Origin of the sequence: Streptomyces sp. NBC_00582 (assembly GCF_036345155.1) — a bacterium.
Lineage (GTDB): Bacteria > Actinomycetota > Actinomycetes > Streptomycetales > Streptomycetaceae > Streptomyces.
The window spans coordinates 294,009-307,236 of record NZ_CP107772.1; the positions used below are offsets into that span (position 1 = coordinate 294,009).

Annotated in this window: 9 protein-coding genes and 2 pseudogenes; 7 read left to right on the plus strand and 4 right to left on the minus strand. The window is 67.8% G+C overall.

The features are described from left to right. Positions 1–3: 3 nt before the first annotated feature. From OG852_RS01300 to OG852_RS01315, 4 genes are all read right to left on the minus strand, one after another. Complete coding sequence (locus OG852_RS01300; protein ID WP_133917995.1) at positions 4–315, minus strand: L-rhamnose mutarotase; 312 nt, start codon at positions 313–315, stop codon at positions 4–6. A gap of 83 nt (positions 316–398) precedes the next feature. Continuing rightward, the gene (locus OG852_RS01305; protein WP_133917996.1) at positions 399–854 is read right to left on the minus strand and encodes an SDR family NAD(P)-dependent oxidoreductase; all 456 of its coding nucleotides are present in this window, start codon (positions 852–854) and stop codon (positions 399–401) included. Beyond that, complete coding sequence (locus OG852_RS01310; RefSeq protein WP_133917997.1) at positions 851–2,188, minus strand: enolase C-terminal domain-like protein; 1,338 nt, start codon at positions 2,186–2,188, stop codon at positions 851–853. Before OG852_RS01310 ends, OG852_RS01305 begins: the two co-directional genes overlap by 4 nt. A 12-nt stretch (positions 2,189–2,200) precedes the next feature. After that, entirely contained in the window at positions 2,201–3,052 is an 852-nt protein-coding gene (locus OG852_RS01315) for a fumarylacetoacetate hydrolase family protein (RefSeq protein ID WP_133917998.1), read from the minus strand. A 621-nt stretch (positions 3,053–3,673) separates the two neighbouring features. Between OG852_RS01315 and OG852_RS01320 the strand changes: the two genes are divergently transcribed. The 7 genes and pseudogenes from OG852_RS01320 to OG852_RS01350 form a co-directional block, all read left to right on the plus strand. Continuing rightward, on the plus strand, positions 3,674–4,732 hold the full coding sequence (locus tag OG852_RS01320; RefSeq protein WP_133917999.1) for a sugar ABC transporter substrate-binding protein: 1,059 nt from the start codon (positions 3,674–3,676) through the stop codon (positions 4,730–4,732). An 89-nt stretch (positions 4,733–4,821) separates the two neighbouring features. Then, on the plus strand, positions 4,822–6,402 hold the full coding sequence (locus OG852_RS01325; RefSeq protein WP_133918000.1) for a sugar ABC transporter ATP-binding protein: 1,581 nt from the start codon (positions 4,822–4,824) through the stop codon (positions 6,400–6,402). 2 nt (positions 6,403–6,404) lie between these two features. Next, positions 6,405–7,445, plus strand: a complete 1,041-nt coding sequence (locus tag OG852_RS01330) for an ABC transporter permease (protein WP_133918001.1) — start codon at positions 6,405–6,407, stop codon at positions 7,443–7,445. A 21-nt stretch (positions 7,446–7,466) separates the two neighbouring features. Further along, positions 7,467–8,172: pseudogene (locus OG852_RS01335) on the plus strand (FadR/GntR family transcriptional regulator). A gap of 108 nt (positions 8,173–8,280) precedes the next feature. Further along, on the plus strand, positions 8,281–10,515 hold the full coding sequence (locus tag OG852_RS01340) for an alpha-L-fucosidase (protein WP_330346851.1): 2,235 nt from the start codon (positions 8,281–8,283) through the stop codon (positions 10,513–10,515). A 410-nt stretch (positions 10,516–10,925) separates the two neighbouring features. Beyond that, positions 10,926–12,779 carry a ricin-type beta-trefoil lectin domain protein gene (locus OG852_RS01345; RefSeq protein WP_166663819.1) on the plus strand — a complete coding sequence of 618 codons (1,854 nt, stop codon included), beginning with the start codon at positions 10,926–10,928 and terminating at the stop codon, positions 12,777–12,779. 83 nt (positions 12,780–12,862) lie between these two features. Next, positions 12,863–13,006: pseudogene (locus tag OG852_RS01350) on the plus strand (aldehyde dehydrogenase family protein); the annotation flags it as partial. Positions 13,007–13,228: the final 222 nt, after the last annotated feature.

Consider the following 13,228-nt stretch of genomic DNA (forward strand, 5'->3'; position numbering starts at 1 on the left):
GACTCACAGCTGCCACACCACGGGGAGCGAGGCGTCGGCGCCGTCCGCCGAGTAGTCGTGCGCGACGGCCAGGAGTTCCCCCATCCGTGCCTGCCAGGCGATATTGACCGGCAGCTTCTCCAACTCGGCGATCATCGCTCCGTAGTCGGGAACCTCCAGCACGTGGAAGAGGTCCGTGCCGCTGCGCCAGATCGTCCACTCGCTCACTCCCGCGGCCCGGATGGCATCGGTCAGTTCCTCGGGGACCTCGCGGTGGGCGGCCTCGTACTCCTCGATACGGTCGGCGCGCACCGTGGTGTGCAGGGCGATTCTCATGACGGCCCTACCTTTCAAGAGTGGGTGTGAACTGGAAGGGTCATGCGTAGGTCCGGTGGGCCCAGGAGGTGCGGGCAAGGACGTCAGGTCCCGGCCGCCGGACGTACCCGAAGCCCCTGCATGCCACCGTCGACGGCAAGCGAGGTGCCGGTCACGGAGGCGGCGGCCGGGCTCGCCAGGTACACGATGGCCGCCGCCACCTCGTCCGGTGTCACCAGCCGGCCCATGGGCTGCCGGGTGTTGAGTGCGGTCCGCTCGGCGTCCGGGTCGTCGGCGGCGGCCAGCAGACGGCCGACCGCGTTGTTGACGAGGATGTCGATGCCGCCGAGATCCCGGGCGGCTGCCGTGACGGCCGCCCACACCGAGGTGTCGTCGGTGACGTCGGCGGTGACACCGAGCAGCGGCCGCGGCACAGCAGACGGGTCGAGGTCGAGGACGGCGACGTCCGCGCCCTGCGCGCTCAGCATCCGGGCCGTTGCCAGCCCGATGCCGGACGCGCCGCCCGTGACCACGCCTAGCAGACCTGACAACGCGCTCATAACGCGTCCTCCGCTCCGGCAAGGTCAGCGGCCCAGAACGCGCCGTCGGGATAGCGGAACGAGCTGATGGATCCGGCGTGCATGGTGGCGGAGAAGCCGGGGGTGAGCGGCGCGGCGTAGTGGCCGTCGCGGATCTCGACCGGCGCGGCGAAGTGTTCGTGGAGATGATCGACGTACTCGATGACCCGGTCTTCGGTGGTGCCCGACAGCGCCAGGTAGTCGAACATCGATAGGTGCTGCACGAGCTCGCACAGCCCCACTCCGCCGGCGTGCGGGCACACCGGCACCCCGAACTTCGCGGCGAGCAGCAGAATGGCGAGGTTCTCGTTGACGCCGCCGACCCGGGCCGCGTCGATCTGGAGGACGTCCAGGGCATCGGCCTGGAGCAGTTGCTTGAAGACGATGCGGTTCTGGACGTGCTCGCCGGTGGCGACCTTCACCGGTGCGACGCCCTTGCGTACGGCCGCGTGTCCGAGGATGTCGTCAGGGCTCGTGGGTTCTTCGATCCAGTGCGGGGAGTACTCCGCGAGGGCGTTGGTCCAGTCGATCGCCTCGCCGACGTTCCAGCGCTGGTTGGCGTCGACGGCTATACGGACACCGTCGCCGACGGCTGCGCGGGCGTTGCGCAGCCGTCGCAGGTCGTCGGCCAGGTCCGCGCCGACCTTGAGCTTGATCTGGGTGAAGCCGTCGGCCACGGCCTGCTGGGCAAGCCAGGTGAGCTTCTCGTCGCTGTAGCCGAGCCAGCCCGGTGACGTCGTGTAGCCCGGGTAGCCGCGCTCCAGCAGCAACGTCTCACGCTCGGCGAGACCGTGGCGCCCGGCGTGCAGCAGGGCGAGGGCCTCCTCGGGGGTGAAAGCGTCAGCAATGTAGCGGAAGTCGACCTGGGAGACCAGCCACTCTGGTTCGGCGTGGGCGAGCAGCCGCCACAGAGGCTGTCCGGCCTGTTTGGCGGTCAGGTCCCACACGGCGTTGACGACAGCGCCGATGGCCATGTGCATCACGCCCTTCTCGGGCCCGAGCCAGCGCAGCTGGCTGTCGCCGATCAGGTCCCGGTTGAGCGACCCCGGGTCGGCGCAGAGCTCCTGCACGGAACGTCCCAGGAGGTGCGGCCGGAGGGCGTCGATCGCGGCGACCTGGATGTCGTTGCCGCGTCCGATGGTGAAGGTGAAGCCGTGGCCCTCGAGCCCGTCACCGACGTCGGTGCGCAGCACCACGTAGGCGGCCGAGTAGTCGGGGTCCGGGTTCATCGCGTCCGAGCCGTCCAGCTCACGGGAGGTAGGGAACCGGATGTCGTAGGTGTCGACCGCGATGATCCGGTGTGCGTGTGCAGTCACGGGGGCTGCCTTTCAGGCTTGCGCGAAGGTCTGGCGCTGTCCGCCCAGTCCGTCGATGGAGAGTTCGACCGTGTCGCCGGGCCGCAGGAACGGCGTGCCCGGAAGGCCCAGGGCGACGCCCGCGGGGGTTCCGGTGTTGATCACGTCACCCGGCTCCAGGACCATGTACTGACTCAGGTAGGCGACGATCCGCGCCACCGGGAAGATCATGTCCTTCGTGTGGCCCTGCTGCCGCTTCACACCGTTGACGCTCAGGTGCAGCCGGAGGCCCTGCGGGTCCGCGACCTCGTCGGCGGTGACCAGCCACGGGCCGAGCGGGTTGAAGGTCTCGCAGGACTTGCCGAGATCCCACTGGGACGAGAAGTCGAGCTGGAACTCGCGTTCGGAGACGTCGTGGCTGATCGCGTAGCCGGCGATGACCTCTGCGGCCTCCTCGGGGCCGGTCAGGTAGCGTGCCCGCCGGCCGATGACGACGGCGAGTTCCACCTCCCAGTCGGTCCTGGTCGAGCCACGGGGGATGAGGACGTCGTCGTACGGGCCGACGACGGTGCCTGGGTCCTTCATGAAGACCACTGGACGGGACGGAATGGCCGCCCCGGTCTCGGCGGCGTGGTCGAGGTAGTTCAGGCCGATGCAGACGACCTTGCCGGGGCGGGCCACGGGGGCTCCCACCCTGAGGCCGTCGGCGTCGATCTCCGCGAGCGCGTCGGCCGCGAGTCCGGCCCGGAGCCGGTCGAGGCCGCCGGAGGCCAGAAAGGCGCCGTCGAAGTCCCTGGTGATCGGGGACGCGTCGAGGCACCGGCCGTCATCGGTACGGACGACCGGTGCCTCTCTGCCACGGGCGCCGAGTCGGAGGAGTTTCAACGGGAGTAGCTCCCTCGTCAGGTAGTGCGGATGCGGTGCAGGGCACAGTGATCCACATACATGGGATGACTGGCGCCCCAGGTGACTGTAGGCACCCGGCAGGGCGACTGGCAATTCAGCGCTCGGATGTTTTCGACCCACCTCACCCGGCCGCAATGATCGAATACTGGTGAAAAGTACCGAAAATAAAGGTGCATTGGGGGCGAAGCATCAACTCACCCGACCTTGCCATGGGAGGGCTGCGGCGCCTTTTGTCAGGGGCGTTGCTAAATCGTAAGGCGCTGCGGCCGGGATCCCATCGATCCCTGGTCTGCATAAAGCCGCAGGTCACATCAGCTTTTTGGCGTGGTGTACGTCCGCCGCAGACGTGAGTGCGGCGTTCCGCGCCCCGGTGTCTCATGAATCAGTACTTTTGGAGGCTTGTCATCGTCGGCAACGTCGTCGTAACGTCCTCCCCGCTCGGGATACATGGGAGCAATCCGCAGCGTCGGGTACCTCGGCTCACCCATGGCACCGTTCCGTCACCCGCACGGCGTTCCGCCCGGAAGGCGAGGGCCGTCCCCATCACCGCCCGCCCCCTCCCCCCGGCCCGCACCCCGGCCAAGAAGAGAGACCCAGGCCATGAAGCTCCTTCGCGCTCGTTCCACCCTCACCGCCGCGTCCGCCGTTCTCGCAGTGCTGGCCCTCGCCGCCACGGCCTGCAACCGGGAGAGCGACGCCGCCACGTCGGCGGCGGGCGGCGACAAGGCCGCCATCGGCATCGACCTGCCCCGGTCGGACACCGACTTCTGGAACTCCTACGCCGAGTACCTGAAGAAGGACATCAAGACCGACGGGGCCAACGCGCTGCCGATCAGCAACTCGCAGAACGACGTCACCAAGCTTGTGTCCAACGTGCAGGTGTTCGAGAACACCGGTGCCAAGGCGATCGTCATGGCACCACAGGACACCGGTGCCATCGCCTCCACCCTCGACACCCTCGCGTCGAAGAAGATCCCCGTGATCAGCGTCGACACCCGTCCCGACAAGGGCGACGTCTACATGGTCGTCCGCGCCGACAACCGTGCATACGGCACGAAGGCCTGTGAGTACCTCGGCAAGCAGCTCGGCGGCAAGGGGAAGGTCGCCGAGTTCCAGGGAGCCCTCGACTCGATCAACGGCCGTGACCGCTCGGAGGCCTTCGCCGACTGCATGAAGGAGAAGTTCCCGAAGATCAAGGTGTTCGAGCTGCCCACCGACTGGAAGGGCGACGTTGCCTCCGCCAAGCTGCAGAGCCTGCTCGCCCAGCACCCTGACCTGAACGGCATCTACATGCAGGCCGGCGGCGCCTTCCTGCAGCCCACCCTGGCTCTGCTGGAGCAGAAGGGCCTGCTCAAGCCGGCCGGCGAGAAGGGCCACATCACGATCGTCTCCAACGACGGCATCCCGCAGGAGTTCGACGCCATCCGCAAGGGCCAGATCGACGCCACCGTCTCCCAGCCGGCCGACCTCTACGCCAAGTACGCCCTCTACTACGCGCAAGCCGCCGCCGAGGGCAAGACCTTCAAGCCCGGTCCCACCGACCACGACTCGACGATCATCAAGCTCCCCAACGGCCTGGAGGACCAGCTGGCGGCGCCACTGGTGACCAAGGACAACGTGGACGACAAGACCCTGTGGGGCAACAACGTCGGAAAGTGACCGACCGACCGTAAGGCGCGCGGCGCACGGAGGCGGCCCCGTCTCCCCCGCCGCGCGCTCCCTCTCCGCACCGAAGGACGGTACTCACCATGGCGGACACCACGGCCGCCCCGGCGAACAGCGCCGGAGGCAGGGCCCCTGTGGCCGAGGCGACCGGCGTCTCCAAGCGATTCGGCGCGACCGTGGCGCTGCGCGACGCTCACATCACGATCGCCCCGGGCGAGTCGCACGCCCTGGTCGGACGCAACGGCGCCGGCAAGTCCACTCTCGTCTCGATCCTGACCGGGCTGCAGCAGCCCGACACCGGAACGCTCAGCTTCTCCGGACAAGCGGCTCCCGCGTTCGGTGACACCAACGCCTGGCGTTCCCGGGTCGCCTGCGTCTATCAGCGGTCCACCATCATCGGCGGGCTCACCGTCGCCGAAAACCTCTTTCTGAACCGGCAGAGCCCTGCGGCCCTGACCCCCATTCGCTGGAAGGGTCTGCGCCGCAGGGCGGAGGAACTGCTCGGTGAGTACGGCGTGGACGTCGACGCCGCGGCCGCCGCGAAGGACCTGACCGTCGAGCAGCGACAGTTCGTCGAGATCGCAAGGGCGCTGTCGTTCGGCGCGCGCTTCATCATCCTGGACGAGCCGACCGCCAAGCTCGACGCGCGCGGCATCGGCAGACTCTTCGACAAGCTGCGTGACCTCCAGAGCCAGGGCGTCGCCTTCCTCTTCATCTCGCACCACTTGCAGGAGGTCTATGACCTCTGCAGCACAGTCACCGTCTACCGCGACGCCACCCACATCGTCACCGCGCCCGTCGCCCAGCTCGGTCGCCAGGCCCTGGTCGAGGCCATGACCGGCGAGTCCGCGACGGTCACACCCGTCTCCGTTCCGGCCGTCGCGACCGGCACGGGCGAGGAGTTGCTGGCCGTGGACGCGCTCACCCTGCCCGGCACCATCGAGAACCTCTCCCTGTCGGTCCGCTCGGGCGAGGTCGTCGGGCTGGCGGGCGCCACCGCCAGCGGCAACGTCCAGGTCGGCGAGACACTGGCCGGCCTGCACCGCGCAGGCAGCGGCACCGTCAAGGTCGCCGGACGCCCTCTGCGCACCGGCGACATTCCCGCCGCCCTCGCCGCGGGCATCGGCTTCGTGCCGGAGGACCGGCACCTCCAGGGCCTGGTGGCCGACCGCAGCGTCGCCGAGAACGCGACGCTCACGGTCACCGACCAGCTGGGGCCTTACGGGACCGTCCTTCCCACCCGCACGCGGACCTTCGCCGGACGCATGATCCGCAGGCTCGACATCAAGACACCCGGAGCCGGCACTCCGGTCGCCGCCCTCTCCGGCGGCAACCAGCAGAAGGTCGTCATCGCCCGCGCGCTGGCCACGGACCCTCATGTACTGGTCGCGATTCGTCCCACGAACGGTGTCGACGTCAAGTCCAAGGAGTTCCTGCTCGGCACGATCCGACAGGTCGCCGACGCCGGCAAGGCCGCCGTGGTCGTCTCCGACGAACTCGACGACCTCAAGGTGTGCGACCGCGTCGTCGTCATGTTCCACGGACGAGCAGTAGCGGAGTTCGACCGAGGCTGGAGCGACCGCGACGTGGTCGCCGCCATGGAAGGTGTCGCTCAGTCGTCGCCGTCATCCCGCACCGAACAGACAGAACAGCACGGAAGGTAGTCATGTCCGCCACCACAGACGTCGCCGAACCCCCCGTGACCACAGCGGAGGCTCCGGCCGGCGCAGACCGTCGCGGCCTCGACCTGGGCCGCTTCCGTGACCTGTCGCTGATCCCGGCCATCCTCGTCCTCGGCGTGATCGGCTTCATCGTCTCGCCGGCCTTTCTCACCGCCGACAACCTCATCGGCGTGGCTCAGCAGTCCACCGAGCTGAGCCTGCTCGTCCTCGCGACGACCCTGATCCTCGTCGCCGGACGGATGGACCTGTCACTGGAGTCCACCATCGGCGTGGCCCCGGTCATCGCCGTGTGGCTCGTCCTGCCCACCAGCGGCGGCCGGTTCAACGGCCTCGGCCTGTTGCCCGAGTGGACGGCCGTCCCCCTCTGCCTGGCCGTCGGCGCGGTGATCGGCGTCGTGAACGGCTTCCTCATCCTCAAGCTGCGGCTCAACGGCTTCATCGTCACCCTCGGCGCCCTCACCATGCTGCGCGGTCTGCAGGTCGCCCTCTCCGAGGGCCAGTCCATCGTCGATCTCCCCTCCTCCTTCACCTACCTCGGCCGGGCGTCCTGGCTGGGCGTGCCGGCGGCCATCTGGATCTGTGCGGCACTGTTCGCACTCGGCGCGGGAGCGCTGACCTGGCTGCGCCACGGCCGTGCGCTGTACGCGATCGGCGGCAACGCCGAGGCCGCCCGCACCGCGGGTATACGTGTCGACCGCATCGTCTGGATCGTCCTGGTCCTCGGCAGCCTGCTCGCCGCGTTCGCCGGCATCCTCTACACCGGCCACTACGGCTCCATCTCCGCCACCCAGGGCAGCGGATGGATCTTCCAGGTGTTCGCCGCGACCGTCATCGGCGGCGTCAGCCTCAACGGCGGCAAGGGCTCCGTCTTCGGCGCGCTCACGGGTGTACTGACACTCCAGCTGGTCGTCAACGTGATGACCCTGGCCGGTGTGCCCCCGCTGTGGAACCAGTTCCTCAACGGCGTGATCATCATCGTCGCCCTGATCATCTCCCGCTTCGCCTCCGGCGAGAAGCAGGAGTAGGCGGGCAGAGAGGCGACTTCCGTGTCCCTGACGGACGAGGCCATCGAAAAGATCAAGACGATGATCCTCAACGGCGAACTCGCCCCGGGCTCCCGCCTGCCGACCGAGGATGCCCTCGCAGGGCAGTTCGGTTTCTCGCGCGGAACCCTTCGTGAGGCGGTCCGAGCCCTGACCGCCATGCGGATCCTCGTCGTCCGCCGGGGCTCCGGGATGTACGTCTCCAGTCTCGAACCCCATCTCCTGCTGGACAACCTGTCCTGCACCGCGGACGTCTCCCAGGGCCGTACCGCGCTGCAACTGCTCCAGGTCCGCCGGACGCTGGAACCGGCGGCCACCGGAGCCGCGGCCACGATGCTCGGCGCCAAGGATCTCAGGGCACTGAGGAGAATCCTGGACCGCGGTCGCGCCACCGCCACAGTCGAGGAGTTCGTGGTCCACGACACGGCCTTCCACCTCCGCATCGTCGAAGCAGTCGGCAACCCCCGTGCTGTCGATGCTGCTCAAGGTGCTGTCCAGCCGGACCCAGCGGGTTCGGATCCTGCGCGGCAGTCATGTCGAACGCTCCTTGGACAGCGCCCACCAGGACCACGAGGAGATCCTGCGCGCGCTCGAGGCCCGCGACGCCCTCCTCGCCGCGTCCGCAGCCGCCGTCCACATCTGCGCCGTCGAACAGTGGCTGGCACAGGGCCTCATCGAAGCCGACCGTCGACCGGCGGTCGCCGGCTGACCAGGCCCCGAATCGAACCACCCCCGACTCACACCCGCGTCGGAGTCCCACTCCCGCGCTGCACACGGTCAACCATCGGAACACTTCAGCTGCCTTGGAGGTCTCTCAATGTCGAGAGCGATCAACAGACGACAGTTCCTGGCCGGTACCACGGCCATAGCGGCGGCCGCGGTCGCCGGCGGTCTCTTCGGTGCGAGCCCCGCCCTGGCCGCCGGTCCGGCCACGTACACCCCCACCTGGGACTCGGTGAACCAGCACCCGGCGTCTCCCGAGTGGTTCCAGGACGCCAAGTTCGGCATCTACTTCCACTGGGGTGTCTTCAGCGTCCCCGCCTACGACAGCGAGTGGTACCCGCGGAACATGTACTTCGGCGGCAGCAAGGTGAACCAGCACCACGTCGCCACGTACGGCGACCCCTCAGTGTGGCCGTACCACAACTTCATCAACGGAGCGAACGACAAGGCGGGCAACTTCACCCAGTTCGCGCCCAAGCTGAAGTCGGCCGGCGGCAACTTCGACCCCGACGAGTGGGCGCAGCTGTTCGTGGACGCCGGGGCGAAGTTCGCCGGTCCGGTCGCCGAGCACCACGACGGCTTCTCGATGTGGAACAGCCAGGTCAACGAGTGGAACTCGGTCGACAAGGGTCCCAAGCTCAACCTGCTGCAGCTGTTCACCGACGCCGTCCGCGCGAAGAACCTCAAGCTGCTGGTGTCGATGCACCACGCCTACAACTACCTCGGCTACTACCAGGCGGTCCCGGCACAGTCCGACCCCAGCCTGAAGAAGCTCTACGGACAGCTCGACAAGACCACGGAAGACCAGCTGTGGTACGACAAACTCAAGGAAGTCATCGACCTGGCCAAGCCGGACATCATCTACCAGGACGTCCACCTGGACCAGATCGCCGAGACCCAGCTGCTGAACTTCCTCTCCTACTACTACAACCAGGCCAACTCCTGGGGCCGGGAAGTCATCGCCACCTACAAGGACGCGTTCAACAGCCACGGCGAGGTCTTCGACTACGAGCGCGGCGGCCCCGCCGACATCACGTCCCCCTACTGGCTGACCGACGACAGCGTCTCCAGCACCAGCTGGTGCTACACCGAGGGCATCGGCTACTACACGGCACAGCTGCTGCTGCACGCCATGATCGACCGGGTCAGCAAGAACGGCACCGTCCTGCTCAACATCGCGCCGAAGGCCGACGGCACCATCCCCCAGGGCCAGCGCGACATCCTCCTGGGCATCGGCGACTACCTGAAGCGCTTCGGTGAGTCGGTGTACTCGACCCGAGCCTGGACCGCCTACGGCGAGGGACCGACGAAGATGGGCGGCGGCACCTTCATAAACCCGAGCGCCGGCACCGCCCAGGACATCCGCTTCACCCGCAACAAGACGAACACCGTCCTGTATGCCACGGTGCTCGGCTATCCCGGCAGCTCGCTGACCATCAAGACGCTCAGCTCCAGTCGCATCAACCTGGGCTCGCTGACCTCGGTGAAGCTGCTGGACAGCACGGCCGGCACTTACATCGACCTGCCGAACCGCACCCAGGACGCGTCCGGACTCAAGGTCACCCTGCCGTCGTCAGCGCCGTTCTCCGCCCCCATGTACGTGCTGAAGCTGACCTTCTCCGGCCAGATCCCCACGCTGCAGCCGGTCGACGGTGCCCTGGTCTTCACAGACGTCAACTACAGCGGGTCCTCCGCCCCGCTCGGCCTGGGCGACTACACCGCCGACCAGCTCGACCTGCATGGGATGCCCGCGCTCAGCATCTCCTCCCTGAAGCTCGCCCCGGGCCAGCAGATCGTCGCCTACTCCAGCGACAACTTCACCGGCACCCAGTGGACGTTCACCGCCGACAACGCCGACCTGCGGGTCACCGGCCAGAACGACAAGATCACCTCGCTGAAGGTGCAGTTCAACCCGTCAACCTACCTCAAGATCATCAACTACACCGACGGGCTGGCCCTGGACAGCGGCGGCAACGTCGCCGGCGGATCCGACCTCAAGCAGTGGCACTATTTCGACAACGCCAACCTCCAGTGGCAGGCGGTCGAGGTCGGAGGCGGCTACTACAAGCTGGTCAACCGGACCAACGGCATGGTCGCCGACAGCTGGGGCGCCACCAACAACGGCGCCACCTGCAAGCAGTTGGCCTGGAACGGCCACACCAACCAGCAGTGGAAGATCACGCACCGCGGCGGCGGCCAGTACAACATAGTCAACCGCACCACGGGCAAGTGCCTCGACGGCGGCGGCAACGTCTCCGAGGGCTCCGTCACCAAGCTGTGGGACTGGGGCAACAGCACCAACCTTCAGTGGACCATCAGCCCCGTCTGACCCGTTCCCGAGAGCCCATGGCCCGGTGCGGCGCCGAACCCCGGTCCGCACCGGGCCATGCACACAGAAGCGCAATCCTTTTCCTAAATGGCCGACAGCACTCGCATGACCCCGCTGACGACTACTGACCTGTCTCGGCGCCCGCACCGAAGATACCCGTGCGTACCCCTTGACTCACGGGTCTCACCTTTCTACCTTTCCCGGCAGAAAAACGTTTTCTCAAACAGGTCCGACAGGCGGAGCAACGCACCAGCCCGCAGTGGGCCATCAGCCCCGTCCGACCCGTTCCCGACAGCCCATGGCCCGGTGCGGTGCCGCGCGGGCCGATCGTTCCGAAGAGCCGCTCCGGACCGGCCCGCGCCGAGGGCAGACGACCTGACCACCAAGTGAAGAAGGACGCCCCCATGCAGATGAGACATCCACTCCGCGGACTGAGCGCGCAGGGCGCCGCCTTGGCCCTTGCCCTCACGTGCGGAGTGGCGGTGCTGGCCCCGGCGTCGGCGTCGGCCGCGAGCGACACGATCGGCGTGACCCTGACCACGTCGGACCTGAGCCAGGCCCTGACCCCGCAGCCGGGCATCGCGCTCGGTCCGGTGACCTCGGGCAGCGTGAACCTGAAGGTGGACGACACGCAGTCCTACCAGAGCATCGACGGATTCGGTGCCGCGTTCACCGACACCTCGGCCTACCTCCTGCAGAACAAGCTCGACGCCACCACCCGCGACCGGGTGATGCGTGACCTGTTCACCCGCGGCTCCGGCATCGGCCTGTCGCTGATGCGGGTGCCGATGGGCTCCTCCGACTACACCGCGACCCCCGCGAGCAACCCCTCCACGTACTCCTACGACGACAACGGCGGCGTCGCCGACCCGAGCCTCGCCAACTTCTCCACCGCGCACGACGACGCCTACATCATCCCGGTCATCAAGCAGGCCCAGGCGCTCAACCCGTCGATGAAGCTCTTCGCCAACGACTGGAGCCCGCCGGCCTGGATGAAGACCACCAACACCATGCTCGGCCAGGGCAACGGCACCCTGCGCTCGGACATGTACGGCCCGCTCGCGCAGTACTACGTCAAGTTCCTCCAGGAGTACAAGGCCAAGGGCGTCAACGTCTGGGGCATCACCCCGCAGAACGAGCCGACGATCTCCCCATCCACGTACTCCGCCATGCTGTGGGCCGCGGGCGACGAGGCGAACTTCATCGCCAACAACCTCGCCCCGGCACTTCAGCAGGCCGGCCTGAGCGACACGAAGATCCTCGGCGGGGACGCCGACCACGTGGACACCACCTACGCGAACACGCTGATGGGCAACCAGACGGCCCGCGACGCGATGTACGGCACGGCGTGGCACTGCTACCAGAACGACCTCGGCAAAATGACCACCATCCACAACTCCTACCCGGACAAGCGGATCTACGAAAGCGAGTGCTCCACCGGGCCCGGCATCGCCCCGATGAACGCCGCCCAGCTCGCCCTGGAGTCCACCTTCAACTGGGCCAACGGCGCACTGCTGTGGAACCTGGCGCTCGACACCAACGGCGGCCCCAAGATGGGCGTCGGCTGCGACAACTGCACCGGCCTCGTCACCATCGACCAGTCGACCGGCAAGGCCACCTACACCAACAACTACTACCAGCTGGGCCAGTTCTCGAAGTTCGTCGTCCCCGGCGCGGCACGCATCGGCTACAGCGACGGCGGTGGCATCTGGGCCCAGGCCTACAAGAACCCCGACGGCGGCGAGGTACTGGTCGCTTACAACAACAACTCCTCCGCCACCACCTTCACCACCACCTGGAACAGCGCCGGATCGTTCTCCTACACCCTCCCCTCGCACGCCACGGTCACCTTCACGCGGGGCGCGCAGACGGCCGCCGCCCAGATTGTCGGCCAGGGCTCGAACCGGTGTCTGGACGACACCGGCAACCCGGCCAACGGCGTCCAGCAGTACATCTGGGACTGCACGTCCGGAAACGCCAACCAGGCCTACACCTACTCGGCGAACCGTGAGCTCCAGATCGCGGGCAAGTGCCTCGGCGCGTCCGGGAACGGCACCACCAACGGGACCAAGGTCATCACCTGGGACTGCAACGGCGGCTCCAGCCAGAAGTGGACCTTCCACGCGGACGGCAGCGTCACCAACGACCTGTCCGGACTCTGTCTCGACGTGACCGGCACGGCAACGGCCAACGGCTCCAAGGTCCAGCTGTGGAGCTGCACCGGCGCCTCCAACCAGAAGTGGTCGGCCTCCAGCGGAGGCTGACGGACAAACGGCGTCCGGCCGGCCCTCGGGTACGCCCGCGGACCGGCCGGACGCCGCGTCATGATCCGCCGCAGGCCGTCAACACCGAGAACGCCACCCACGGGCTGAGCGTCGCCCATCGCGTCGGGACGGGCATCGTCCACATCAACGACCAGTCCGTGGCCGACGAACCTCAGGCCCCCTTCTGCGGTGTGAAGGCCTCCGGCTACGGCCGGTTCGGTGGACGGTGAGGCATCGAGGCGAGCGCGCCGACGAGCGTGCGGAGCGCGAGCCCGCGTCCTCGTGTACCGAACCACGATGCCGCGATCTTCATACCCACGGGTGCACGCCTGCGAGGAAGTCCTGTGCCCAGTCGGCACAGGACCGCCGCGCCGAGGGCGAAGCCCGCCTGTACCGACGCGGTCAGCCAGACGGCCTGGAAATCTCCGATGTGCCAGACCTCGCGCGGG